The sequence below is a fragment of the Brevundimonas sp. AVps23W genome, from assembly GCF_058681395.1.
Genome location: NZ_CM178738.1, coordinates 3,133,111 through 3,157,183 on the forward strand (window position 1 = coordinate 3,133,111; position 24,073 = coordinate 3,157,183).

At 67.8% G+C, this 24,073-nt stretch carries 29 protein-coding genes; 10 read left to right on the forward strand and 19 right to left on the reverse strand.

Going from position 1 to position 24,073, the window contains the following annotated elements; all coding sequences use genetic code 11:
* The first annotated feature begins 37 nt into the window (after positions 1 to 37).
* The gene (gene trxA, locus ACW177_RS15190) at positions 38 to 373 is read left to right on the forward strand and encodes a thioredoxin (RefSeq protein ID WP_008259544.1); all 336 of its coding nucleotides are present in this window, start codon (positions 38 to 40) and stop codon (positions 371 to 373) included.
* Positions 374 to 437: 64 nt separating this feature from the next.
* Here trxA and ACW177_RS15195 read toward each other — a convergent pair whose 3' ends face one another.
* On the reverse strand, positions 438 to 2,012 hold the full coding sequence (locus tag ACW177_RS15195) for a GH39 family glycosyl hydrolase (protein ID WP_492026508.1): 1,575 nt from the start codon (positions 2,010 to 2,012) through the stop codon (positions 438 to 440).
* A 132-nt stretch (positions 2,013 to 2,144) separates the two neighbouring features.
* On the opposite strand from ACW177_RS15195, the gene ACW177_RS15200 reads away from it, so the two are divergent.
* On the forward strand, positions 2,145 to 2,330 hold the full coding sequence (locus tag ACW177_RS15200; RefSeq protein WP_492026509.1) for a hypothetical protein: 186 nt from the start codon (positions 2,145 to 2,147) through the stop codon (positions 2,328 to 2,330).
* A 139-nt stretch (positions 2,331 to 2,469) separates the two neighbouring features.
* Here ACW177_RS15200 and ACW177_RS15205 read toward each other — a convergent pair whose 3' ends face one another.
* The 12 genes from ACW177_RS15205 to ACW177_RS15260 form a co-directional block, all read right to left on the reverse strand.
* Positions 2,470 to 3,744, reverse strand: coding sequence for a bifunctional folylpolyglutamate synthase/dihydrofolate synthase (locus ACW177_RS15205; RefSeq protein ID WP_492026510.1), 1,275 nt, complete (start codon positions 3,742 to 3,744; stop codon positions 2,470 to 2,472).
* Between the two features lie 145 nt (positions 3,745 to 3,889).
* On the reverse strand, positions 3,890 to 4,780 hold the full coding sequence (locus ACW177_RS15210) for an acetyl-CoA carboxylase carboxyltransferase subunit beta (protein ID WP_492026511.1): 891 nt from the start codon (positions 4,778 to 4,780) through the stop codon (positions 3,890 to 3,892).
* A 10-nt stretch (positions 4,781 to 4,790) separates the two neighbouring features.
* Positions 4,791 to 5,633, reverse strand: coding sequence for a tryptophan synthase subunit alpha (trpA, locus tag ACW177_RS15215; protein WP_492026512.1), 843 nt, complete (start codon positions 5,631 to 5,633; stop codon positions 4,791 to 4,793).
* Positions 5,630 to 6,088 carry a hypothetical protein gene (locus ACW177_RS15220; protein ID WP_492026513.1) on the reverse strand — a complete coding sequence of 153 codons (459 nt, stop codon included), beginning with the start codon at positions 6,086 to 6,088 and terminating at the stop codon, positions 5,630 to 5,632. The genes trpA and ACW177_RS15220 overlap by 4 nt, the downstream gene beginning before the upstream one ends.
* Positions 6,085 to 7,287: a tryptophan synthase subunit beta gene (gene trpB / locus ACW177_RS15225; protein ID WP_492028127.1), complete on the reverse strand. Its 1,203-nt coding sequence runs from the start codon at positions 7,285 to 7,287 to the stop codon at positions 6,085 to 6,087. Before trpB ends, ACW177_RS15220 begins: the two co-directional genes overlap by 4 nt.
* An 89-nt stretch (positions 7,288 to 7,376) precedes the next feature.
* Entirely contained in the window at positions 7,377 to 8,018 is a 642-nt protein-coding gene (locus ACW177_RS15230) for a phosphoribosylanthranilate isomerase (RefSeq protein WP_492026514.1), read from the reverse strand.
* Positions 8,015 to 8,431, reverse strand: a complete 417-nt coding sequence (locus tag ACW177_RS15235) for a type II toxin-antitoxin system VapC family toxin (RefSeq protein ID WP_492026515.1) — start codon at positions 8,429 to 8,431, stop codon at positions 8,015 to 8,017. The genes ACW177_RS15230 and ACW177_RS15235 overlap by 4 nt, the downstream gene beginning before the upstream one ends.
* The gene (locus tag ACW177_RS15240; RefSeq protein ID WP_492026516.1) at positions 8,428 to 8,676 is read right to left on the reverse strand and encodes a hypothetical protein; all 249 of its coding nucleotides are present in this window, start codon (positions 8,674 to 8,676) and stop codon (positions 8,428 to 8,430) included. The genes ACW177_RS15235 and ACW177_RS15240 overlap by 4 nt, the downstream gene beginning before the upstream one ends.
* Before the next feature lie 114 nt (positions 8,677 to 8,790).
* Complete coding sequence (locus tag ACW177_RS15245) at positions 8,791 to 9,525, reverse strand: pseudouridine synthase (protein WP_492026517.1); 735 nt, start codon at positions 9,523 to 9,525, stop codon at positions 8,791 to 8,793.
* 142 nt (positions 9,526 to 9,667) lie between these two features.
* Positions 9,668 to 10,579, reverse strand: coding sequence for a class I SAM-dependent methyltransferase (locus ACW177_RS15250; RefSeq protein ID WP_492026518.1), 912 nt, complete (start codon positions 10,577 to 10,579; stop codon positions 9,668 to 9,670).
* A 207-nt stretch (positions 10,580 to 10,786) separates the two neighbouring features.
* On the reverse strand, positions 10,787 to 11,587 hold the full coding sequence (locus ACW177_RS15255; RefSeq protein ID WP_492026519.1) for an undecaprenyl-diphosphate phosphatase: 801 nt from the start codon (positions 11,585 to 11,587) through the stop codon (positions 10,787 to 10,789).
* Between the two features lie 21 nt (positions 11,588 to 11,608).
* Positions 11,609 to 12,787, reverse strand: coding sequence for a citrate/2-methylcitrate synthase (locus ACW177_RS15260; protein WP_492026520.1), 1,179 nt, complete (start codon positions 12,785 to 12,787; stop codon positions 11,609 to 11,611).
* Positions 12,788 to 12,941: 154 nt separating this feature from the next.
* Between ACW177_RS15260 and ACW177_RS15265 the strand changes: the two genes are divergently transcribed.
* Together ACW177_RS15265 and fzlA are read left to right on the forward strand one after the other, a co-directional pair.
* On the forward strand, positions 12,942 to 13,955 hold the full coding sequence (locus tag ACW177_RS15265; protein ID WP_492026521.1) for a cation diffusion facilitator family transporter: 1,014 nt from the start codon (positions 12,942 to 12,944) through the stop codon (positions 13,953 to 13,955).
* Positions 13,956 to 13,998: 43 nt separating this feature from the next.
* Positions 13,999 to 14,685: an FtsZ-binding protein FzlA gene (fzlA, locus tag ACW177_RS15270; protein ID WP_492028128.1), complete on the forward strand. Its 687-nt coding sequence runs from the start codon at positions 13,999 to 14,001 to the stop codon at positions 14,683 to 14,685.
* A 190-nt stretch (positions 14,686 to 14,875) separates the two neighbouring features.
* On the opposite strand, the gene ACW177_RS15275 is transcribed toward fzlA, so the two are convergent.
* Positions 14,876 to 15,211, reverse strand: a complete 336-nt coding sequence (locus ACW177_RS15275; protein ID WP_492026522.1) for a GIY-YIG nuclease family protein — start codon at positions 15,209 to 15,211, stop codon at positions 14,876 to 14,878.
* Positions 15,212 to 15,269: 58 nt separating this feature from the next.
* On the opposite strand from ACW177_RS15275, the gene ACW177_RS15280 reads away from it, so the two are divergent.
* Both ACW177_RS15280 and queG read left to right on the forward strand, forming a co-directional pair.
* Complete coding sequence (locus ACW177_RS15280; protein ID WP_492026523.1) at positions 15,270 to 15,812, forward strand: DUF2239 family protein; 543 nt, start codon at positions 15,270 to 15,272, stop codon at positions 15,810 to 15,812.
* Between the two features lie 221 nt (positions 15,813 to 16,033).
* Positions 16,034 to 17,155: a tRNA epoxyqueuosine(34) reductase QueG gene (gene queG, locus ACW177_RS15285; RefSeq protein ID WP_492026524.1), complete on the forward strand. Its 1,122-nt coding sequence runs from the start codon at positions 16,034 to 16,036 to the stop codon at positions 17,153 to 17,155.
* Between the two features lie 432 nt (positions 17,156 to 17,587).
* On the opposite strand, the gene ACW177_RS15290 is transcribed toward queG, so the two are convergent.
* Positions 17,588 to 18,106 carry an FKBP-type peptidyl-prolyl cis-trans isomerase gene (locus tag ACW177_RS15290; protein ID WP_492026525.1) on the reverse strand — a complete coding sequence of 173 codons (519 nt, stop codon included), beginning with the start codon at positions 18,104 to 18,106 and terminating at the stop codon, positions 17,588 to 17,590.
* On the reverse strand, positions 18,087 to 19,289 hold the full coding sequence (locus tag ACW177_RS15295) for a threonine ammonia-lyase (RefSeq protein WP_492026526.1): 1,203 nt from the start codon (positions 19,287 to 19,289) through the stop codon (positions 18,087 to 18,089). Before ACW177_RS15295 ends, ACW177_RS15290 begins: the two co-directional genes overlap by 20 nt.
* Positions 19,290 to 19,502: 213 nt before the next feature.
* Between ACW177_RS15295 and ACW177_RS15300 the strand changes: the two genes are divergently transcribed.
* The 3 genes from ACW177_RS15300 to ACW177_RS15310 all read left to right on the forward strand — a co-directional run bounded on the left by ACW177_RS15300 (position 19,503) and on the right by ACW177_RS15310 (position 20,882).
* Entirely contained in the window at positions 19,503 to 20,027 is a 525-nt protein-coding gene (locus ACW177_RS15300) for a hypothetical protein (RefSeq protein WP_492026527.1), read from the forward strand.
* 78 nt (positions 20,028 to 20,105) lie between these two features.
* Positions 20,106 to 20,582 carry a BA14K family protein gene (locus ACW177_RS15305; protein ID WP_492026528.1) on the forward strand — a complete coding sequence of 159 codons (477 nt, stop codon included), beginning with the start codon at positions 20,106 to 20,108 and terminating at the stop codon, positions 20,580 to 20,582.
* Positions 20,583 to 20,684: 102 nt separating this feature from the next.
* The gene (locus tag ACW177_RS15310) at positions 20,685 to 20,882 is read left to right on the forward strand and encodes a hypothetical protein (RefSeq protein ID WP_492026529.1); all 198 of its coding nucleotides are present in this window, start codon (positions 20,685 to 20,687) and stop codon (positions 20,880 to 20,882) included.
* 1 nt (position 20,883) lies between these two features.
* Here ACW177_RS15310 and ACW177_RS15315 read toward each other — a convergent pair whose 3' ends face one another.
* The 3 genes from ACW177_RS15315 to rplU all read right to left on the reverse strand — a co-directional run bounded on the left by ACW177_RS15315 (position 20,884) and on the right by rplU (position 22,526).
* On the reverse strand, positions 20,884 to 21,417 hold the full coding sequence (locus ACW177_RS15315) for a GNAT family N-acetyltransferase (RefSeq protein ID WP_492026530.1): 534 nt from the start codon (positions 21,415 to 21,417) through the stop codon (positions 20,884 to 20,886).
* A 167-nt stretch (positions 21,418 to 21,584) separates the two neighbouring features.
* Positions 21,585 to 21,872, reverse strand: a complete 288-nt coding sequence (gene rpmA / locus ACW177_RS15320) for a 50S ribosomal protein L27 (RefSeq protein ID WP_267515499.1) — start codon at positions 21,870 to 21,872, stop codon at positions 21,585 to 21,587.
* 99 nt (positions 21,873 to 21,971) lie between these two features.
* On the reverse strand, positions 21,972 to 22,526 hold the full coding sequence (gene rplU, locus ACW177_RS15325) for a 50S ribosomal protein L21 (RefSeq protein ID WP_492026531.1): 555 nt from the start codon (positions 22,524 to 22,526) through the stop codon (positions 21,972 to 21,974).
* A gap of 209 nt (positions 22,527 to 22,735) precedes the next feature.
* On the opposite strand from rplU, the gene ACW177_RS15330 reads away from it, so the two are divergent.
* Positions 22,736 to 24,070, forward strand: a complete 1,335-nt coding sequence (locus tag ACW177_RS15330) for a class I SAM-dependent methyltransferase (RefSeq protein ID WP_492026532.1) — start codon at positions 22,736 to 22,738, stop codon at positions 24,068 to 24,070.
* Positions 24,071 to 24,073: the final 3 nt, after the last annotated feature.

Sequence of the window (24,073 nt, forward strand, 5' to 3'; positions counted from 1 at the left end):
CCTACGGGCCCGGCGACCGCGCCCCAGGGAGCCATTCATGGCGACTGTTAAAGTCACGGACGAAAGCTTCGACGCTGACGTTCTGAAATCCTCCACCCCCGTCCTGGTGGACTTCTGGGCCGAATGGTGCGGCCCCTGCAAACAGATCGGCCCGGCGCTGGAACAGATCGCCGACGAACTGGGCGGTCAGGTCACCGTGGCCAAGATCAATATCGACGACAGCCCCATGACCCCGTCAAAATTGGGCGTGAAGGGCATCCCGACCCTGATGCTGTTCAAGGACGGCCAGATGACCTCGATGAAGGTCGGCGCCATGCCCAAGGGCAAGATCGTCGAATGGCTGGCCGAAGCCGGCGTCAAGGCCGACGCCTGATCCTTTCGCCCTGCTGAAGTTCAACGCCCGCCGGTTCAGACCGGCGGGCGTTTTCGTATCTGCCTTACGGCTGGGCCGGGTCGATCTCCACCAGCACCACGTCATAGGTCTTCATCGGCACGCTCAGCCGCCCCCGGCCGTCGGCCCCGACAGTGATGGACCGCTCCTCGGGCGTATCGCGCGTCAGGTCGTTCAACCGCTGCAACTGGACGGCGTCCAGCGAAGCCGGCGCCCCCATTTCCAGATAGGCCGTATAGGCGTCGTTGGACTGGAACCCGACCCGCCGCACCGTCGCCCGGTGGACGCCGGGCGTCAGGTTCTGAACGACGATGTCCAGCGGCGGCGCCGACGACGGCTCGCGCACCTGACGGAAGAAGGGCCGGTTGCTGATCGGCTGATCCGGCAGTTCATAGCGCCAGGCCAGCACCTGCACCGTCTCGCCCTTCAGCGCCGCGATGCTCTGGGCGTCGCCGGTCGGCAGCTCCCGGTCGCCCAGGCTGTTCAGATATTTGTAGGCGAAGAAGGTCGGCTTGCGGACCCCTTGCGGGTTCATCAGGCCGAACCCGCCTTCGAACGGCTTGGTCTGCGGGCCCGGCTCCTCGAACAGGTCGCTGTAGGCCCAGTAGCTCATGCCCTGAACCAGGCCCTCGCTCTCGTGCAGCTTGGTCAGGATGTAGGAGGCGCCGAAATAGTCGTCGTGGATCGGATCACGCGGATTATAGCTGGTGCTCCATTCTGTGAAGAACAGCGGCAGGCCCGGCCGGGTCGAGGCCTCGATCTCGCCCCTCACCTTGCGCACATCCGAGACCACGGCGTCGGGCGCCCGCGACAGCTTGTTGTCGCCCTCGCCCTTCTCGTCCAGGAAGCCGCCCTCTACCCCATAGGTGTGGGTGGTCACGAAATCGACCGGCAGTTGATGCTGGTCGGCATAGGCCAGGAACTCGGGCACCCAGGCCGAGCCCGCCGTCGACGGCCCGCCGACCCGCAGCGTCGGATCCACCGCCTTAATGGCCCGGACCGTCCGTCCGTAGTAGTCGAAATAGGCGGCCTGATCGGCCCGTTCCCAGAAGCCGTCCAGGTTGGGCTCGTTCCAGAACTCGAAATACCAGGACCGCACCTCCTCGGCGCCATAGCGGCCGATCAGATGGCGCACGAAGGCATCGATCAGCCCGCTCCACTTCTCCGGCTGCGGATGGGAGGTATTGCCCTTCCAGTGGAAGATGGTCTGGTCCGAGGTCTTCATCGCATCCGGCGTGAAGCCCAGTTCGATAAAGGGCTTCAGCCCCATGCCCAGCAGCCGGTCGTAAAGCTGATCGACGCGGGTCCAGTCATAGACCGGACGGCCATCCACCTCACGGTACACGCCCATGTCGTCGTGGAAGATGTCGTGGAAGCGGATGTAGCGGAAGCCCAGTTCGTCCTGCACCGTCTTCAGCTGGGCCAGGGCGTCCTCGCGGCCGGTCGTGCCGGGATAGTCGGCCCCGACCGAGAAGTCGGCCATGCGGTCGCGCGCGGTCGTCGCCCCCTTGGCGTCCACCACGATGGGACGAGCGCCTGACAGATCCTGCGCCGCCGCCGGCCCGGCCAACAGCCCAAGCGCCGCGATCAGGGCAAGCCCCGCTCGGCCTGACATCTTCATCCGATCCATGGTTTCCATCCGCTGTTGTTTTCGGCTTGGTAGCGCTAACAAAGAGACGCGGCAACCCGGTCATCTGGCCGCAGCTTCACGTCTTCGGGACGAAGCCTGCTCCAGTGTGGTAGGTCAGGCCCCATGAGCCACGACGATCAAACCCCGGACCCCTCCGCCCCCGCCGACGAAACCCCCGTCCAGCGCGCCCTGCGCCTGAAGAAGGCGGCGCTCGACGCCCGGCCCCAGGCCCCGCGCGGCGGCCGTTTCCAACGCGAACAGAACGCCCGCATCGCCGCCGGCAAGTCCCGTCCCTGGATGAGCAAGTAAAGACTCTCCCTCCCCTTCATGGGGAGGGACGATCGCGCAGCGATCAGGGTGGGGCCCGAACGGGCGTGAGCGAGGTCCTGACTGCCCCACCCCGGCTACGCTCCGCTGCGCCGCCCCTCCCCATAAAGGGGAGGGATAATCACTCCGGCCAGGTGTCCCGGCTGGCCCCCAGCACCTCGCCCGCGAGATACAGCGACCCGCAGATCGCCACCCGGCCCGCGCCGAACCGCAAGGCCATATCCACCGCCTCGCCGACCGACCCCGCCGGCGTCGCCGCCAGCCCATGCCCGCGCGCCACGGCCGCCAGGGCCGCCGGCTCCGCCGCCGCCCCGTCGAAGCCGACCGTGAAGACCGTGGCCTGACTGTCCTTCAGCGCCGCGAAGAACCCGCCCGCATCCTTATTCGCCAACATGCCGCAGACCAGGGCCAGCGGACGCGGCGCCCGCGCCTGTCGCTCGGCCAGAAACGCCGCCAGGGCGCGCCCGGCGTGGGGATTATGCCCCCCGTCCAGCCACAGCTCCGCCTCCGCCGCCTTGGCCGCCTCGCCGTAAGGGCCGGCGGATATCCGTTGCAGCCGCGCCGGCCAGCGCACGGCCTTCAGCCCCTCGGCGATGGCGGTCTCGGGCAGATCCAGCTCCAGCGCCGCCGCCACGGCGACCCCCGCATTGTCGATCTGGTGCGCGCCCGCCAGCCCCGGCGCGGGCAGGTCCAGAAACCGCTCCTGGTTCTGGAACACCATGCCGCCGCGCTCGGCCCAGGCGTCGAAATCGACGCCCATCACCGTCAGGGGCGCATGGACCGCCTGGGCGGCGCGTTCGATGGCGGCCATGGCCACCTCCTGCTGACGCGCGATCACGCCCGGCGCCCCCGCCTTCAGCACCCCGGCCTTCTCGGCCGCGATTCCGGCCAGGTCCGTGCCCAGGAATTCCGCATGATCATAATCGACCGGCATGATCACGCTCAGCAGCGGCCGTTCGATCACATTGGTGGCGTCCAGCACCCCGCCCAGGCCGACCTCGATTATGGCCAGGTCGGCCGGCGTCTCGGCCATGGCCAGAAAGGCGGCGGCGGTGGTGCTCTCGAACACCGTCGCCTCGCCGGCGACCGCCTCGATCCGGTCGAGGATGGCGTTCAGCTGATCGTCCTCAATCAACCGCCCCGCCAGCCGGATCCGCTCGTTGAACCGCACCAGATGGGGCGAGGTATAGGCATGGACCTTCAGACCCGCCGCCTCGGCGATGGCCCGGATCATGGCCACGGTGGACCCCTTGCCGTTCGTCCCCGCCACATGAACCACCGGCGGCAGCCTGTGCTGCGGATCGCCCAGCGCTGCGCACAGGGCCTTCATCCGATCCAGCGACAAGTCGATCCGCTGCGGATGTCGGGCGCGCAGCCGCTCGGAAATCGGGTCCATCGCCACGCCTTGTTCGTCCCACTCCGAACGTTATCCTAGGCCTTGTGCCTAGGATCCATACGCCCGGTTTCGAGAGCAGAGCCACCGGCCCTGCCGTCGGTGTTTATGGATCCTAGGCACAAGGCCTAGGATGACGAGATAAATGTCAGGCCGCCTGGCGGTTTCCGCCCATCAGCATGGACAGGATCTGACCCAGGACGCGCGGCAGGTCGGCGCGGACAACCACCCGATCAACCATGCCCTTTTCCTGCAGATATTCAGCGCGCTGGAAGCCCGGCGGCAGTTTTTCGCGGATGGTGGCCTCGATCACCCGGGGACCGGCGAAGCCGATCAGGGCGCCCGGCTCGGCTAAATGCACGTCGCCCAACATGGCGTAGGAGGCGGTCACGCCCCCTGTCGTCGGGTCGGTCAGGACCACGGCATAGGGCAGCTTGGCGTTCTTCAGTTCTTCGATGGCCAGGGTGGTGCGCGCCATCTGCATCAGCGACAGGGCGCCTTCCTGCATCCGGGCGCCGCCGGCGGCGGTGAAACAGATCATCGGAACCTTGCGGGCCACGGCCTCGCGCGCGGCCTTGATGAAGGCCTCGCCGGCCGCCATGCCCAGCGACCCGCCCATGAAGGTGAAGTCCTGAACGATCACCACGGCCTCCTGGCCGCCGACGACGCCATAGCCGATAGCCATGGTGTCCTTGCGACCCGCCGCCTTGCGCGCTGCGCTCAGACGGTCCTTGTACGGCTTGCCGTCCGAGAATTTCAGCGGGTCTTCCGGCACGTCCGGCGTGTCGATGGACTCATACTGGCCGCCGTCGAAGGTGGCCTTCAGCCGTGTCGGCGCGTCGATCCGCATGTGCCGGCCAGACGGCGTCACCCACAGCGACGCCTCCAGATCCGAGCGATACAGCATCTCGCCCGTGTCGGGGTCCTTGACCCACAGATTGTCGGGGGTGTCGCGGCGCGAAACGATCTTGCGGACGCCGGGCGCGAAACGGCTCAGCCAGCCGCCGCGTTTTTCCTGAGGTTTGTTCTTGTCGACCATGCGCGGGCTCTTAGACGGTTTCCGCCACGGAAGCACTAGTTACGACCGACCGAACCGCGTCGCCCAGCGCCTTGACCCGGGCCAGCACGCGCGGCGCAGCCGGTTCTCCGGCCTCCAGCGCCGCCGCCACCTCGTCCACCAGGGCCGAACCGACCACCACCGCATCGGCCACCCGCGCGATCTCGGCCGCCCGCTCCGGCGTCTTGACACCGAAGCCGACCGCGACCGGCAGGCCCGAGGCCTTGCGCACCCGCTCCACCGCCGGCGCCACCACGTCTGCGTTCGCCTCCTTGACGCCGGTCACGCCCGCGACGGCGACATAATAGACAAAGCCCGACGTGCCCTGGACCACGATCTTCAGCCGTTCGTCGTCCGAGGTCGGCGTGGCCAGGCGGATCAGCGAGATCGACACCTTGTCCAGCGCTTCGATCAGCGGCCCGGCCTCTTCCGGCGGGCAGTCCACCACGATCAGCCCGTCGATGCCGCAGTCGGCCGCATAGGCGGCGAAGGCGTCATAGCCCAGGCTCTCGATCGGGTTCAGATAGCCCATCAGGATGATCGGCGTGGCGTCGTCGCCCTTACGGAACTCCCGCGCCAGATCCATGGTCGAGCGCAGCCCGAACCCGGCCTTCAGCCCCCGGATCGCCGCCCGCTGGATCGGCGGCCCCTCAGCCATCGGGTCGCTGAACGGAAAGCCCAGTTCGATGATGTCGGCCCCGGCGGCGGGCAGCCCTTTCAGGATCGCCAGCGCCTCCTCACGCGACGGATCGCCTCCCATCACATAGGGAATAAAGGCCGCGCGGCCCTCGGCCTTCAGCGCGGCGAAACAGGCGTCGATACGGGCGGTAGTCATTGCGGCGTGGTTTCCGAAGCAGGCTTCTCAGCCGCAGCCTGGGCGCACACGTCGCCGGGCACGACGGCGAAGCCCAGATAGCCGGGCAGTTCGGCGACGGCGGTCTTGGTGGTGTCGTAGAAGGCGACCATCTGCATACCGTCGCAACCGCCGCCCTCGCGACGCTTGATCAGGACGACGCGGTTCTCGTCGCCGCCCGCCGCCAGCCAGCCCTTGGTCTCCAGATCGGCGATATAGGCCTCGGCCAGGGCGCCGACCTGACCCAGGGGCGCGGTGACGCACCAGGCCCGGCCGGCCAGATTGTTCAGACCGCCGCAATCGGGCGAAAGCTGCGCGCCCGGCAGCAGGGCGACATCGGCGGGCTGGACCTGAGCCGGTGCAGTCGCCGCCGTCTGGGCCTGAACGGCTGTGGCGAGGCTCAGCGCGGCGGTCGCCGCCAGCAGGCTACGGATCACAGTTCCACTCCCAGATGTTTGGCGACCTGGAAGATGTCCTTGTCGCCCCGTCCCGACATCAGCAGGACGACATCGCCGCCCTTGCCGACTTCGCGCGCCACTTCGCCCGTCCGCGCCAGGGCATGGGCCGGCTCCAGCGCCGGGATGATTCCTTCCAGCTTCGAGCACAGCTGGAACGCCTCCAGCGCCTCATTGTCCGTCGCCGACCGATATTCAGCCCGGCCGATGTCGTGCAGCCAGGCGTGTTCCGGCCCAATGCCGGGATAGTCCAGCCCGGCCGAGATCGAATGCCCCTCGACGATGTTTCCGTCGTCGTCTTGCAGCAGATAGGTCCGGTTGCCGTGCAGCACGCCCGACCGGCCGCCCTTCAGCGAGGCCGCGTGGTCCGGCGTATCAAGCCCATGCCCCGCCGCCTCGACCCCGATCAGGCGCACGGCCGCATCGTCGATGAAGGGGTGGAAGGCGCCGATGGCGTTCGACCCGCCGCCGATACAGGCCACGACGGCCTCGGGCAGCTTGCCCATCTGGGCCATCGACTGGGTCTTGATCTCCTTGCCGATCACCGACTGGAAATCGCGCACCATGGCCGGATAGGGGTGCGGCCCAGCCGCCGTGCCGATGATGTAATAGGTGTCCGAGACGTTGGTGACCCAATCGCGCATCGCCTCGTTCATCGCGTCTTTCAGGGTCGCGGCGCCGGCGGTGACGGGAAAGACTTCGGTCCCCAGCAGGCGCATGCGGAACACGTTCGGCTGCTGCCGCTCGACGTCCACCGCCCCCATATAGACGGTGCAGGGCAGGCCGAACCGCGCCGACACGGTGGCTGACGCCACGCCGTGCTGACCGGCGCCGGTCTCAGCGATGATCCGGGTCTTGCCCATGCGGCGGGCCAGCAGGATCTGGCCCATGCAATTATTGATCTTGTGCGCGCCCGTATGGTTCAGGTCCTCGCGCTTCAGCCAGATCCGCGCCCCGCCGAAATGTTCAGTCAGGCGTTCGGCGAAATACAGCGGGCTCTCGCGCCCGACATAATGGGTCAGGAAGCCGTCCAACTCGGCCTGGAAGCTGGGGTCCGCCTTGGCCGCCTTATAGGCCGCGGCCAGCTCGTGGATCAGCGGCATCAGGGTCTCGGCCACAAACTGCCCGCCATAGGGCCCGAACCGTCCCTGCGCGTCCGGCCAGGCATAGGCGTTGGACAACGGCTGAGTGGGATCAGGGGTCTGGATGGGGGCCTTAATGGGGGTCTGAGCGTTCACGAGTCCAACTTTCACGCGGAGAGGCGTCGTAATTACGACCGGCGCGCGTTTTGGATGAAGGCCGCGATCCGGTCGGCGTCCTTAACACCCGGCGCGCTTTCGACGCCAGAGGACACATCCACCATCGGCGCCCCGGTGACCCGCAGCGCCTCGGCCACATTCTCGGGATTCAGCCCGCCCGCCAGGAACCAGGGATGGCGAAACGCCCGGTCCGCCAACAGGGTCCAGTCGAAACTATGCCCGACCCCGCCCGGCAGGACCGAGCCCTCGGGCGGCTTGGCGTCGAACATCAGATGGTCGGCGTGATAATCCCATTCGTCGGCGGCGAAGAAGTCGTCGCCATGCCGGATCGGCAGGGCCTTGATCACCCCCGCGCCCGTCAAGGCGCGCACGGTTTCCGCCCGCGCCGGCGTCTCCGCCCCGTGCAACTGGATGAAATCGGGCTTCAGCGTCCGTGCGATCTCTTCCAGCAAGGCATCGTCCGGATCGACCGTCACCGCCACGATCTTCGCCCGCCCCCGCGCCCGTTCGAACAGTCGCGCCGCCGCCTCGGGCGCCAGATGGCGCGGGCTCTTGGGAAACACCACCGCCCCCACGAAATCCGCCCCACCGTCCAGGGCGGCGTCCAGGGTGTCGGCCGTGGTCAGGCCGCAGATCTTGATGGCTGTCTTCATGGCGCGATCACCTTTACCCCATCCCGAAGAGCGGCCTCGGCCAGATCACGATCATAGGTGGCGAGATCGCATTCCAGTCGCTGCACTATGGCCAGGTGCAGGGCGTCCGGCGTCCGCAATCGCGCATGCCGGTGCAGCAGGAAGCGACAGGCCATCACATCCTCGGGCTCGACCTCTCTCACAGCCGCCGCCTGATCCAGCCAGATGTTGAACTTGGTCTCGGCCAGATCGCGTTCGTCGGGATCCAGGCTTCTGCGGCGGACGTGATGCGACATGGCTGACGACACCTCGGCGATCGCCCAATCGGACACGATCGCTCTCTCGACCGAAGACAACCAAGCCAGCACGGCATCGCTGGTCTTTTCCTGCACGAACAAGGGCACGATGACGCTGGCGTCCAGATAGACGCTCACCGGCCGCGTTCTTCCTTCATTTCCGCTAGGGCCGCAGCCGTATTCACCGGCCCACGACGCGGCTGGACGCGCACAGATCTCAGCCATTCGATATCGTGCGGCCCATCGGGGCGGATACGCCGCGCCACGATATTCACCTCGACGTCCGGATCAGGGCGGTCAATGACAACCAATTCCCCCCGCTCGGCGGCTTCTATAAGGCGGGCCAAGTCCGCCTGCGCTTCTGTCACCGAATAGTGGCTCATGGCGCCATCATATCGCGTTCACGACCCGACCACAAAGGCCTGCTACCCGAGGTAAATAACGCCGTCAGAATTCGCCACATGTCATCGCCGCACGGATCGTCAACGCCGGCCGGCTCAGACGAAGATCGACGCGATCTCCTCGGGGCTCAGCAGCCGCCACTGACCCGGCGTCAGATCGGCCGGCAGGACCAGCCCGCCCAGCCGCTCGCGGTGCAGGGTCTCCACGTGATTGCCGGCGGCGGCGAACATGCGCCGCACCTGGTGATAGCGGCCCTCCGTCACCGTCAGCAGGGCCTCGGTCGGGGACACCACCTCCAGCACGGCCGGCGCCAGCGGCTTGTCCTCACCCTCCAGCACCAGTTCGCCCGAGGCGAACAGCGCCCCTTCCGTCCCCGTCAACGGCCGCGCCAGCCCGGCGCGATAGACCTTGGCCACATGGCGTTTGGGACTGATCACCCGGTGCAGCAGGTCACCATCGTCGGTCAGCAGCAACAGGCCCGTCGTCTGCTTGTCCAGCCGCCCGATGGTCGAGATGGCCGGATCGCGCGACCGCCAGCGCCCCGGCAGAATGTCATAGACCAGCGCCCCCTCTTCCTTGTGCGAACAGGTCATGCCCAGCGGCTTGTTCAACAGGATCACCAGACCCTGAACCGGGTCCAGCGGCTCGCCGTCGATCTCCATCCGCGTCGGCAGATCGCGCGTCACCGGAATACGCTTGGACACATCCGTCAGGTCCGCGCCGTCCAGCACGATCCCCCCGGCCTTGGCCATCCGCGCCATCTCGGCCCGCGACCCATAGCCCATCGCCCCCAGCAGGCGGTCGACGCGAGAGGTGGGGATCTTGGTCACGCCGCGCCCCCAACACCCGTCATCCTAGGGCTTGTCCCTAGGATCCAGACTCCCGGCGCGTCGGCAGACAGCACTCCCGTCGAACACCGGGCGTCTGGATCCTCGCCACAAGGGCGAGGATGACGGCTCAGAGAAAAGCGGCTCACTTCACCGCCTCAAACAGCTTGTACCCGCCCGCATCCGCGACCAGCCGCACCCGGTTGAACGCCGCATTCAGTTCGGCCTCATACGGCAGGTGCCGGTTCGCCACGATCCAGGCGACCCCGCCCTTCTTCAACAACTCCGCCGCCTTGCGGATAAAGGCCTGGCCCAGCCGGCGATCCTCGGCCCCGCCGTCGTGGAAGGGCGGATTGCTGACGACGAAGTTCAGTTCACCCTCCGCCGCCATCGTCCGCACATCGGCCCATTCGACGCTCGCGCGCGGGTCTTCGACATTCTTCTTCGCCGCCTCGACGGCCCGGCGATCCAGGTCGATCAGCCGCAGCGACGTCACCGCCGCCGACTTCAGGGCCACCGTCGCCAATGCCCCATAGCCGCAGCCCAGATCGACGCCCGCCCCCTTCAGCGCCGGCATATGCTGCGCCAGCAGGGCCGAGCCCGCATCGATCCGGTCCCAGGCGAAGATGCCCGGCTGCGACCAGGCCTCCAGCCCCGGCACGATCCGCGGCGCGCCCTCGGCTATGGCCTCATCGATCCCGGCCATCGTCTCGGGCTTGATCACGATACAGCGCCGGTGGTGCGCCTTGGCCGTCTCGCCCACCTCAACGCCGAAGCCGGTCAGCTCCTTCTTCAGCCGCGACCCACCCTTGTCCTTGAGCGCCATGACGTCCAGCCGCCCGCCGACCTTCAGCGCCCTCAGCGCCAGGGCCAGCACATAGCGACGCTCCAGCACCCCGGGCGGAGCGTAGATCATGACATCCTCGACCGAACCCTCGGGCACGGTCTCCAGCGCGGTGGAGCCGGGTATCAGGGGCGAGGTCTGGATCGCCGCCCCAGCTCCAGTGCTGGGCGGATCAAAGACGACCGGCGGTCGGCCGTAAAGAAGCGTGCTCATGCCCCGCCCTTAGAGGCTGGGAACGAGAATCGCCAGCCTCTCCACCCCGCCCCAAGACCCGTCACCCTCGGGCTTGTCCCGAGGGCTCACGGTTGGGCGGAGCTGATTTTATAACGTGGTCAACAGCCGGCGATCACTACACCAGCCCGTATCCGCCCTCGCCGTAGGCCCTCGGGACCAGCCCGAGGGTGACGGGGATGGGGAAGATCAGAACCCCGCCTGCAACAGCGCCAGCCCGACCACCCCGACCACGATCCGCCACCAGGCGAAGGGGCCGAAGCCGTGCTTGGACACGAAGTCCAGCAGGAACCGCACCACCACCAGCGCGGTCAGGAAGGCCACGAGGAAGCCCACCATGATCAGGCCGACGTCGCTGAAATCCAGCGTCTTGTGGTTCTTCAGCAGGTCATAGGCCACCGCCGCCCCCATGGTGGGCAGGGCCAGGAAGAAGCTGAACTCGGCCGCCGACCGCTTGTCAGTCTTCAGCAGCAGGCCGCCGGCGATGGTGGCGCCCGAGCGCGACACGCCGGGGATCATGGCCAGGCACTGGAACAGGCCGATCAGGAAATAGATCCGCATCGGATACTGGTTGGCGTCCAACCACTGAGGCCGCTTGTCCATCCGGTCCAGCAGCAGCAGGATGATCCCGCCGACGATCAGGGCGATGCACACCACCTGGGGCGTCTCGAACAGCACGGTCTTGATGAAATCATAGGCCAGGAAGCCGATCACCACCGCCGGCGCGAACGCGACCAGCAGCCCGATCAGGAACCGCCGCGCCTCGGGATCGAAGGGCCAGCGCGTCGCCAGGGTCCATAGCCGCTTGAAATAGACGCTGACGATGGCCAGCAGGGCGCCCAGCTGAATGACGATCTCGAACGTCTTGCCCGAGCTCTCGAACCCCATGAAATGGCCGAGCAGAAGCATGTGCCCCGTCGAGGACACCGGAATGAACTCGGTCAGTCCTTCGACCAGACCGAGAATGATCGCCGCAAGCCAGTCAGACATGTGATCCCCGCAGAGCCGGCGTCAGTGGGAGCCCGGCTCAGGCCCCACATAGCGCAATCGGGCCCGGATAGGCGAGCCGTCCATGGCCTGATCCACCGCATGGGCCAGAAGACCCACCAGCCGCCCCAGCACCAGCAGGTCGCCCGCCCCGGTCGGCCCCAGGTCCAGCCGCCGCGCCGTCAGGGCCAGGGCCAGGGCGAAGCTCGCCGGCTGTCCGCCCGCCGCCTCGCCCTCGGTCCACACCGCCTTCAGATCGGCCGGCAGGCCCGCCGGATCCAGCAGAGCCGCAACGCGCGGATCGACCCGGCCGAACTCGGCCGCCGCACCAAAGCCGGGCACGCCGCCCCTCAGCCCGATCCAGCGCCGGGCGGCCCCGGTCGGATCGCGCCGCGCCTCGCCGACATAGGCGGTCACCTCGTCCAACTCGGCCAGGGCCCGGCCCGAAAGCGTGGTCACGCCCGCCAGTGCGGCGCCGGCCAGGGGCGCGCCGCCGCCGGCCGCCGCCCGCGCCGCCAGCACAGCCGCGTCCAGACCCTGTTCGGCGCCCAGCACCATGGTCCTGCGGATCAGATGGCTGTCGCGCTCGGCCGTCTTGAACCCGCGCGCCAGCCGCTGGTGCAGATACAGTCGCGGCCCCGGCCCGGACACGCTGTCCACCACCTCGTTCAGCAGCGAGGCCGCCTCGCGTTTCAGGCTGGCCGCATCATGCGCCCGCAACGAGCGGTCCTCGATGGCGCGCCGGCCCAGCACGGCCAGCACCCGCCGCTGGGTGGAGCCGCCGACGATGGGGTCGATCCGGGGCTTCAGGTCGATGAAGGGGTCGATCTCGCGCGCGTCCCACAGGGTGCGCGCCGTCGCTTCCACCGTGGCGGCCTCGGACATCTGGACCGCGTCCAGGCCGCGATAGAACAGCCGCCCGTCCACGATCAGGGACACCGACGACTGAATGTCCGCCTCGCCCCGCGCCGCCGCGCCGACGACCGGCGCACGCAGTTCCGCTCCCCCGACCTGACCGACTTCTCCGCCCTCGCCGCACATCCGCGCGACGTCGGACACGGCGTACAGGCTGCGGCGGGGATCGGTCGGATCAGGTCGGGCCGCGATCCGGCCCCGGCTGACATAGGCGTACAGGGTTTGGGCCTTCACCCCCAGTCGGGTCAGGGCCTCGCTTCTCGCGATCCAACGTTCGTCAGCGCTCATGTCGTCTCCACGACCGATGCCACAAGTAGAGAACGGAAACCGACATAGCGCCGTTTCCTATCCTTAGCGCTAACGCTCCGCCTGATCCAGTTGGGGCGCTCGTTTTGGGCGCCAAGGTTGGCTTTCGGCCATGATTGCGCGACAAGGGAGCCTGATGACGACGCCGCACGCCTCTCCGCCCGCGCCACAGCCGATCGAGGACGCCCATCTGGCGACCCGGCGCATCACGCGGCTGTCGGTCGGGGTCGCCCTGGTGCTGATCACGCTGAAGGCCTTCGCCCTGGGCGCCTCGGGCTCGGTCTCCATCCTGGCCACCCTGGCGGACTCGGTGCTGGATCTGGTCGCCTCCCTCGCCACCTTCTACGCCGTCCGCTGGGCCGCCGCCCCGCCGGACGAGCACCACCGCTACGGCCGGGGCAAGGGCGAGGCGCTCGCCGCCCTGGTCCAGGCCGGTCTGGTCTTCGCCTCGGCCGTATTCATCGGCTGGGAGGGGCTTCAGCGCATCTTCGACCCGCGCCCCGTCACCTCCGGCGGCTGGGCGACCGGCGTAGTCATCGTCTCCATCGCCATCACCGCCTGGCTGGTCTGGATGCAGACCCTGGCGATGAAGAAGACCGGCTCCCTGGCCGTCGCCGGCGACCGCGCCCACTACGCCGCCGACCTGGCCGCCAATCTGGTGGTGCTGATCGGGGTGATCTCCGGCGCCTTCCTGGGCGCGCCGGGCCTGGACGCCGCCGCCGGCCTGGTGGTCGCCGTCTGGCTGTTCTGGGGCGCGACCGGCATGCTGAGAGCGGCCGCCGACCACCTGCTGGACCGCGCCGCGCCCGAGTCCGACCGCGCCGCCGTCACCCACGCCGTCCTGGCCGATCCGCGCATCTCGGGCGTCCATCAGCTGCGGACCCGCATGGCCGGCCAGGTGATGATGGTCCAGATGCACGTCGATCTGGATCCCGAGCTGACGCTGGACGCCGCCCACGCCATCGTCGTCGAGGCCGAGAACCGCATCCTCAGCCACTATCCCAGCGCCGACATCCTGATCCACGCCGACCCGCGCGGCCGCGCCCGCCCCCAACCGGCCGAGGCGACCGGGAGCGCGCCCCCGTCCGACGCAGCTAATCAGGCCTCCCAGACGCCGCTTCAACCCCATCCGAAGGGCCCCTGGTCCTGATCCGGTAAACGGACATTAACGGATGTCTGCGCATCCTTCGGCGATGTCCGAGTCCACCGTCCTGTTCCACTTCGCCTTCCAGCCCGCCTCACGCGCCGCGCGCCTGGCCCTGGGCGAGGCGCGGATAGAATGGACCGACACCCCGGTTCGTCCGTGGGAAGACGACTGCCCGGTCAATAACCTGAACCCCTCGGGCCTGCCGCCGGTCGTCCAGACCACCGACCGCGGCCGTCCCCTGACCCTGTGCGAACTGCCCGCCGTCCTGGGCTGGATCGAGGATCAGCAGAAATCCCCCCTTCTGCTGCCCGCCGACGCCGCCGAACGGGCCGAGGCCCGCCGCCTGACCGGCTGGTTCGAGCGCCGCTTCACTGATGAAGTCGACGCCGTCCTGCTGCACGAGCGGATGGAGAAACCCCTGCTCAAGCTCGGCCCGCCCGAAGCCCGCGCCCTGCGCCACGGCCGCGACGCCCTCAAGTCCCACCTCGCCATGCTGGAAGAGCTTGTCGCCGCCCGCGACTGGCTGGCTGGCCGACGTCTCAGCCAGGCCGACCTGATCGCCGCCGCCCACCTGTCGGTCCTCGACTATTTCGGCGAGATCCAGTGGGCCAACTGGCCCGCGCTCAAGACCTGGTACTCCAAACTCAAATCCCGCCCCTGCTTCCGCCCCCTGCTGGCCGACCGCTTCGTCGGCGTGCCGCCGTCCGCCTGGTACGCGGATTTGGATTTCTAAAACCCCCTTTCGTCATTCCGGGCGGAGGGCCGCTTGGCCCGCAGACCCGGAACCCAGCGGCGCGCGAGAGCGCGAACCTGTCGCGGACTCGCTGGTCCAGCATCGCGCGTCGGATGGATTTCGCCTTCGGCGCCGCTGGGTTCCGGGTCTCCGCTGCGCTGCGCCCGGAATGACGAAAGGCAAAAGCCCCCTAAAGCGCCTCCGCACCCAACCGCGCGATCCACAGCTTCGCCCGACTGACCAGCTCATCCTTGCGCCGCAGGTCCGAGATGTCCTCCGGCAGTCGGTCCAACTGCTCGAACCGGAAATCCTCGGGCGCATGCGCCTTCCAAGCCGCCTGCAATGACCGATAGGGGCTGCCGCCGTGGCGCAGCGCGAACCACAACCCGTTCTGTTCGGTGTCGATGTGGCGGCTCTTGCCGACCCACGCCTGACCCGTCGCGCTGCAGATCACGGCATAGACCCCGGCGATGGTCGGCCGCTCCTTGTATTCGGCGATGAGGCTCTTGCGGCTTGTCTGGGTCATGGCGCTCTCTTATTTATCCGGGTATAAACATGGCAGCTAATTTCATCCGGGTAAATACATGAGCGACGAAGATCGCGATCTGGTTCTGTTCGACGGCCCCCGCCGCATAGCCAGAGGCTCGGACGCCGCTATGGCGGCCGCCTTCCGCAAAGCCCTGGCGGCCTCACCTCAAGCCGCGCTGCGCGTGTTCGATCTGGCGACCGGTCGGCCGGTCGATCTGGACCTCCGCGAGACAGAACCTGCTCCGGCTCCCAAGCGTGGCCGCCCGCGCCTGGGCGTCGCCGCGCGCGAGGTCACCCTGCTGCCCCGTCAATGGGACTGGCTGGCGACCCAGCCGGGCGGCGCTTCGGCCGCGCTACGCCGTCTGGTGGACCAGGCCCGCAAGACCGGCGCGGACGACGACGCGCGGCGCCGCCGCACCGACGCCGCCTATGGCTTCATGGTCGAGATGGCCGGCGACGCCCCCCATTTCGAAGAGGCCAGCCGCGCCCTGTTCGCCGGCGACCGCGACCGGCTCGCCGCCCTGATCACGCCTTGGCCCACAGACATCCGCGCCCAGATCCTGGAACTGTTCGACGGCGCGCCCGCCTCGGACGAATGACCGCCCCCAAATCCCTCGGGGGCATGGCCCTAGCGCGCACCTCTTAAAACCCGTCATCCTAGGCCTTGTGCCTAGGATCCATAAACTCGGGAGAAGCCGGTGCGCACCCTTTAAGACCGGAAGTATGGATCCTAGGCACAAGGCCTAGGATGACGACCGGAAGAGACATAGAGCGCGGCCTCCCCGCGCAGGGGGGACGAAAACTATGCTATCCCCCGCCCGTGTCCGACCGCCTGAAAACCTTCATCCGCCAGCGCGCGGCCGAGCTCGGCTTTGACGTCTGCCGCTTCGCCTCGGCCGCCGACGCCTGGCCGGCGGGCGAGCGGCTGCGCCATTTCGTGGACGAGGGCCGGCATGGCGACATGGAGTGGATGCAGACCACGCTGGACCGCCGCCAGCACCCCACCGCCATGTGGGACGAGGCGAAAACCGCCATCGTATTAGGCATGAACTACGGCCCTGACGACAACCCGCTGGATCAGCTGGCCGACCGTTCCGCCGCCTATATCTCGGTCTATGCGCGCGGCGACGACTATCACGAGGTCATCAAGGGGCGGCTGAAACAGCTGGCGGGTCAGATCGCGGCCCGCAACGGCGCCGACATCAAGGTCTTCGTCGACACCGCCCCCCTGATGGAAAAACCCCTGGCCCAGCGCGCCGGACTGGGCTGGCAGGGCAAACACACCAATCTGCTCAGCCGCACCCACGGCAACTGGCTGTTCCTGGGCACGATCCTGACCGTCGCCGAGATCGAACCGGACGCGGCCGAGACCGAACACTGCGGCCGTTGCACCGCCTGTCTCGACGCCTGCCCGACCAAGGCTTTCCCCGCCCCGTTCCAGCTCGACGCCCGGCGCTGCCTTTCCTACCTGACCATCGAATTCGCCGGGCCCTGGCCGGTGGAGTTCCGCACCCTGACCGGCTCGCGCATCTATGGTTGCGACGACTGTCTGGCCGTCTGTCCGTGGAACAAGTTCGCGCAGGAAGCCCGCGAGATCCGGCTGGCGCCCCGCCCCGCCTTCCAAAGCCCGCGCCTGGCCGATCTGCTGGCGCTCGACGACGCCGCCTTCCGCGCCCTGTTCACCAAGAGCCCAGTCAAGCGGATCGGCCGCGACCGATTTCTGAGGAACGTCCTCTATGCGGTCGGCAATTCAGACGACCCGAGCCTGATCGCCCCGACCCAGGCCCTGCTGGCCGACCCCGTCCCTCTGGTGCGCGGCGCGGCCGTCTGGGCCCTGTCGCAACTCATGCCTGGCGATGCGTTCACAGCCCTTCGCGACGCAACGACGGAACAAGACCCCATGGTTATCGAAGAGTGGAGCCGTCTCCTCCCCGCATCGTGAGGAGGAGACGGCTCCCAATGGGCGTGGTGGAGAGACTGCCCGACGCCGCACAGACGCCGAGCGCCTACCTCCAGACAGGCGACGGAGGTTTTGGCCGGACGGCCGACTGCCAACTCGCAGTCATAGCTTGTGAGCGTGTGAGCAAGCCCTGCTCATAAGCTGCGGCGCTCTGTGAGCTTGAAAAATCGCCGTGCGGTTGGCTCGGCACGTAGTCAACGTAAACCGCTTCCAGATCGATGATCGTCACCGATGTAAACATTTGTCTCTCCTATCGTCTCACGACGTATTTCGCTCGATTAGCGACACACTATGACAGCCGATTCCCCCGATTTTTCAAGACGACGTTGGAAGAAGCTTGCGGGTCTGCGCGAACCTTCGGAGAAGCGCAGCGTGGACGCAGCCGCCACGCCGCTCCGCGACAGGGATGAGAACTCAGCCCATCGCCGTCGGCGAAGCCGAACCACCACCCGGCACAGGCGCCACGTCCAGCAGCTTCAGCCGGAAGATCAGCACGGCGTTGGGCGGAATATCGCTGCCCCCGCCGACCTCGCCGTAACCCAGGGCCGGCGGCACGAACAGGATCCACTCGTCGCCGACGCGCATCTTCTGCAAGGCCTCGGTCCAGCCGGGCACCACGGTTTCCGGCGTGAACACCGCCGGCGCCCCGCGCGCGAACGAGCTGTCGAACACCGTGTCGTCGCTCAGCTTGCCCTCGTAGTCGACCTTGACCAGGTCGTTCCGATCCGGGCTGACCCCGCCCGCCGGTCCTGACTGAACCACCCGGTACTGCAACCCGCTGGGCAAGGTCTGGACGCCCTCTTCCCCGGCGTTCTTCTCCATGAAGGCGGCGGCTTCCGCCTTGCCCGCGTTCGGATCGACCGGTTCCGACCGGCCGCAGCCCGCCATCAAGAAGGCCGCGACCAGCGCCGCCCTACCCCATCCGAAGTTCATAGCCGCGTTCCTTCAAGGCCTCGCCGATCTCATCGGCGTGGGCGCTATCGCGCGTTTCGACCATGATGTCGAACTCGGCGCCCTTGGCCGGCACGTCCAGCGCCAACCGATTGTGGACCACGTCGATGATGTTGCCGCCCAGCCCCCCGATCACCGCCGCCATGGCCGACAACATGCCCGGCCGGTCGTCGCCGAGGATGCGGTAGACGATCAATCTCCGTTCACGGACCATCTCGCGGTTCAGCACCACGGCCAGCATCCGCGCATCGATATTGCCGCCGCACAGCTCCAGCCCGACCTTCATCCCCTTGAACCGCTCGGGATAGGCCAACAGGGCCGCCAGACCGCCGGCGCCCGCCCCCTCCGACACCGTCTTCTCATAGGTGACATAGTGGGCGACGGCCCGTTCGAAGTCCGCCTCCTCGCAGACGAAGACCTCGTCCACCAAGGGGTTGGCCAGGGCGAAGGGGATGTCGCCCACCGCCTTGATGGCGATGCCCTCGGCGATGGTCTGTCCGGTGCAGACCGGCGGCTTGCCGGCGCGGCGCGCCGTGAAGGACGGATAACGGGCCGCCTCGACCCCGAACACCTTGATGTTCGGCTTCATCGCCTTGGCCGCGATGGCGCAGCCGGCGATCAGCCCGCCCCCGCCGATGGGGATCAGCAGGGCCTCCAGGTCCGGCGCGTCCTCCAGGAACTCGATGGCGCACACCCCCTGGCCCGCCACGATCCCTTCGTCGTCAAACGCCGAGACGAAGACGAAGCCCTTCTCCGCCTCCAGCCGCTTGGCCTCCTCGGTCGAGCCGGTGAAGTCCAGGCCCTGGATCACCACCGTCGCCCCGTGCGACCGGGTGCCGTTGATCTTGGCGAAGGGCGTCCCCTCAGGCATCACGATGGTGACCGGCACCCCCAGCCGCCCGCCGTGATAGGCCAGGGCCTGGGCATGGTTCCCGGCGCTGGCCGCGACCACCCCCCGCTTGCGCTCCTCCGGCGTCAGCATCAGCAGTCGGTTCAGCGCGCCGCGTTCCTTGAAGCTGCCGGTGAAGTGCAGATTGTCGAACTTGACCCAGACCTCCGCCCCCGTCAGCTGCGACAGCTTGCGCGAGTAGCGGGTGGGGGTCCGGTCCACCTGACCGGCGATTCGGCCCCTGGCCGCCTCGATATCGGCGAAGGTGACGGTCATAGGCGCACTCCAGAACAGGACGCCGGGCGGCGCGCCCGACGAAATCTCCCGCCTCTTTCGCCCTTTGTCGGTTCCTGGTCCAGAGGGTGCAACCTTGACCGTGGAACAGGCGTTGTCGGTCGTGCGATAGAGGGCCGTCGCACCCCCGCGACCGGTCCACGATCATTCCGGCCCCGCCTCCCCCAGGGCGGCCCGGATTTCCGGAGGAAGCCCATGTCGATCCGTCCCCTCGCCCCCCGCGCCGTTCTCGCCGCCGTCCTGGCCGCAGCCGCCGTATCGGCCTGCGCCCCCACCACCTATCCCGGCGGCGCACCCGTCAGCGGCCCCGCCGCCTTCAACCCGGCCGACTTCGCCTGGTCGGAACGTTCGGGCCAGGCCGCCATCGAGGGCCGCGTCGTCTATGTTCAGGACGGCAAGACCTACGCCTGCGTCGCCTCGGCCGGCCTGACGCCCGACACCCCCTATACCCGCGCCCGCTTCCGCACCCTGTACGGCTCGACCGACCGGGCCGCCGTGCCCGCCGCCGTGGTCCGCGCCCGCACCGTGCCCGACGCCAATGCCAACTACAGCGGTTTCGTCCGCTCCGAGACCTGCGAGAACGGCCGTTTCCGCTTCAGCGGCCTGCCCGACGGCGGCTGGTTCCTGATCGTTCCGGTCCGCACCGGCGACGAAGCCCCCCTGGTGCTGATGCGCCGCGTTGACACCCGGGGCGGCCGCGTCGTCAATATCACCCTGTAGTCCGTAACCCTGCCCCGTAAGCGTCTCCAGTAAGCGTTCCCATCCGCCCCGGCCCGAGGGCCGTCCTGGGGATTCATCATGAGACTCGCCCTGATCGCCGCCGTCGCCACGGCCCTGTTCTCCGTCCCGGCCGTGGCCCAGACCTGGTACGAGCCCCCGCCCCGCTACGACCACGGGGCCTATCAGGGGCGGGACAGCTATCGCTCCCCGAACTACGGCGCCCGCTACGACTTCAACGGTCAGGCCGACCGACCGGGCGACTACCGCTGCGACGACTATTGGGACGCCGGCCGCACCGACTGCGGCGCCGCCTGGCGGGACCAGCGCCCGGCCCATCCGCGCCGCTACCGCGTCTCCGGCTATGGGTCCGGCCCCAGCGTCTATCCCGGCGCCTATGGTCGGCCGGACCTGATCTACCCCGGCGGCGGCTCGGCCTATGGCCATGGAGGCCGTGATGCGCGTCGCATCGACTGGTGCCGCAGCGCCTACCGCTCCTATGACCCCGCCAGCGGCTACTACCGGACTTACAATGGGCGGCTGGTCTTCTGCGGCTGACCCCGCTCACGAAGACGCGACCGGGGTAACGCGGATCGCCATCTTCTGACCACTCCGACCCCGGACAGATCCCTGCTCACGAGACAGTCGGGGAGCGCCTTCTTGTCCCAGCACAACATCATCGGGTCCGAGGCCTTTACCCGAGGCCCCATGATCCTGATCCGCAAATACCGCGCAGGCGGCATGCGCCGTCGCCGGGCCCGCACGGCCACCGCCTTTGTCGCTGGAGCGGCAGCCATGCTGGTCGCCGGCGTCCTGGGCGCCGCCGCCGTCTTCGGCCCCGGCCTGGCCGCCGGCTAGATCAGGCCAGCCAGACCATCATCCGCGTATCCGCCTCGGCCCGCCGCGCCAGGCTCCAAGACCGACGCGTCTCGCCGGTGTAGAGGAAGCCGGCCTTTTCCAGCACCCGGCCCGACGCCGGATTGTCGGCGAAATGCCCGGCGACCAGCGCCCGACGCTTCCACTTGCGGCTGGCCCAGACCAGGGCGGCGTCCAGGGCCTCAGTGGCGAAGCCCCGCCCCCAATAGTCGCGCCCAATCCAATAGCCGGCCTCGGGCACGCGATCCTCGCCCTCGAACAGGCCGATGACCCCGACCGGCCCCGCCGCCTCATGCTCGATGACAAAGGTGTTGGCCCGCGCCGGATCCTGCGCCGCGACCTGAAGCACAAAGTCGTCGGCGTCCTGAACGCGGAACGGATGCGGCATCCGCTTGGTCATCCGTGCGATGTCCAGATCATTGGCCAGGGCCGCGATCCGGGGCGCGTCCTGGGGCGCAGGCGCGCGCAGCACCAGACGCCGCGTCTCGACGACGGGGGAGGTTTCTATGACGCACATGGGCGGTCGCCTCTCTCATTGACCGCCTCCTTGGAGGGCTCGGACGGTCTTCGAGGCGGGGAAACGCAAACGGGGAGCCTGGTGATCCAGACTCCCCGCGGAATATCTTCCCTGGTCCGGATCGGCTGCTTGGAGGAGCAACGCGATCCGGAGTTTTCCAGACTGCGTTACTCGGCGGCGAGCGCCTGAGCGGCGTCGTCATTCGCCGCGAGGATCGACACGTAACAACGGCCGCCCGCTTTTTTGGTGAATTTCACCGCGCCGTGCGTCAGGGCGAACAGGGTGTGGTCGCGGCCCATGCCGATGTTCTCACCCGGGTGGAAGGTGGTGCCGCGTTGGCGCACGATGATGTTGCCGGCCAGCACGCGCTCGCCGCCATACTTCTTCACGCCCAGGCGCTTCGACTCGGAGTCGCGACCGTTACGCGACGAACCACCGGATTTCTTGTGAGCCATCTTGCCGCTCCGTCTTTCCTGAGTGTCCTACCGGCCTTTCGGCCTACTTGAGGACGTCTCTCTTAACTGGTCTGGCGCGGTGAGGCGCCGGTGAATGTCTTAGGCTTCGTCGCCGGCGGCTTCAGCCTTGGGCGCAGCCTTCTTCTTGGCCGGGGCCTTCTTGGCGGGAACCGAGCTCTCGACCACGACGCCCTTGACCTCGGCGCCGTCCACGTCGGTCACGACCGTCTCGGTCGAACCCAGAGCGGAAGTCGCGCCGCGGGTGGCCAGGTTGCGGGCCCGCAGGTTGATCTCGGCCTTGGTCGTCAGATCGACCTTGCCGTCCCACTTGGCGGTCTCGCCGGCGCCTTCGATGCCGGTGATGCGCAGGACCGATTCCATCTGGCGGTGGCCGTTGGTGCGGCGATAGCCCTGACGACGGGTCTTCTTGAAGATCTTGATCTTCTCACCCTTGCGGGTCTCGACCAGGGTCGCGCCGACGAAGGCGCCGTCGATCAGGGGAGCGCCCAGGGTCACGCCCTTGTCGCCGCCCAGCATCAGGACGCTGTCGAACTTCAGCTCCGAGCCGGCGTCGCCATCGAGCTTTTCGACGACAATCGTATCGCCCGGTTGGACCCGGTACTGCTTGCCGCCGGTCTTGATCACCGCGTACATGTTGAAGCCTCAGCGCAAACGCAAAAATGAAGACGCCCTCCGGAGAGACCCCCGGGGGCGAAGAGCGGCGACATATACGGAAGGGCGTCTCGGAGTCAACGCCGCACACGGCGGAAATTCAGGCGCCGCAGCATTTCGCCCCATCATCTAGCGCCGTTCGATCAATTCGGTAAGGTCACGACCTGCATGAAATTCGGGGACAAGATCACATGACCACCGTCGCTACAGGCGGCCAGGATTCGCGCACGGCCGCCGCGCGTCGGATCGTTGCGCATATTGCGGGACATCTACAGGCTGATCTGTCGTTGCAGCTCTGGACCGGCGAAATCCTTCCTCTGGGTCCTGACGCCAGGGACGACATCCGCATCGTGCTGTCCGACCCCTCCGCCGTACGACGGCTGGTGCTGAAGCCCAGCCTGATGACCCTGTTCGAGCTCTACGCCACCGGCGACGTGCGCATCGAGGGCGGCTCGCCCCTGGAAGCGGCTGATCGCTGGGACCATGGCCGCGCCGTCCATCTGCCGCGTCGGGTCAACAAGGGGCTGATCGCGCGCGCATTGATCCCCTTCCTGTTAGCAGGCAAGGCCCGCCCCGTCGGCGACGCCGCCTATGATCCCACCGGCGAGGCCGGCCAGCGTAAGGACAAGTCCGCCCGCACCGACAAGGACTTCATCGCCTTCCACTATGATGTAGGCAACGACTTCTACGGCCTCTTCCTAGATCCAGAGATGGTCTACTCCAGCGCCTGTTACGCCGACGCGGACCAGTCGCTGGAGGATGCCCAGACCCGCAAGCTGGATCTCATCTGCAGGAAGCTCCGCCTCAAACCCGGTCAAACCCTGCTCGACATCGGCTGCGGCTGGGGCGGTCTGTCATGCTGGGCGGCGCGGCACTATGGCGTCAAGGTCCACGGCGTGACCCTGTCGGAGGAACAGCTCGCCTTCGCCAACGCCAAGATCGTTCGCCTAGGCCTGCAAGACCGGATCACCCTGGAACTCAAGGACTATCGCGACCTGGAGATGACCGGACAGTTCGACGCCATCAGCCAGGTGGAGATGTTCGAACACGTCGGCTTCGCCAATCACGACCGTCATTTCCTGGAGATGCATCGCCTGCTGAAGCCGGGAGGCCTGTATTTCCACCAGGCCTCCGTCCGCCGCGGCGGCCGCGATATCGGCAACATCACCCCCCAGACGACCGCAACGCGCACAATCGGCCGCTTCATCTTCCCGGGCGGAGAGTTGGACACCATCGGCATGACCGTGACCAACCTCGGCCGCCTGGGTTTCGAGGTGCTGGACGTCGAGAACCTGCGTGAACATTTTCAGGCCACCACCGCCGAATGGTCCCGCCGCCTGATGGCCCGCAGAGACGAGGCCATCGCCATGGTTGGAGAGGAGCGCACCCGCCTGTGGCTCATATTCTTCGCCATGTGCGCCAAGGGCTTCGAACGCGGCTCCATCCTCGTCTACCAGACCGTGGCCCAGAAGCGACGCGCGGGTAAGTCGGGGTTGCCGCTGAACCGCGCCTCTCTCTATCGCTGAAGC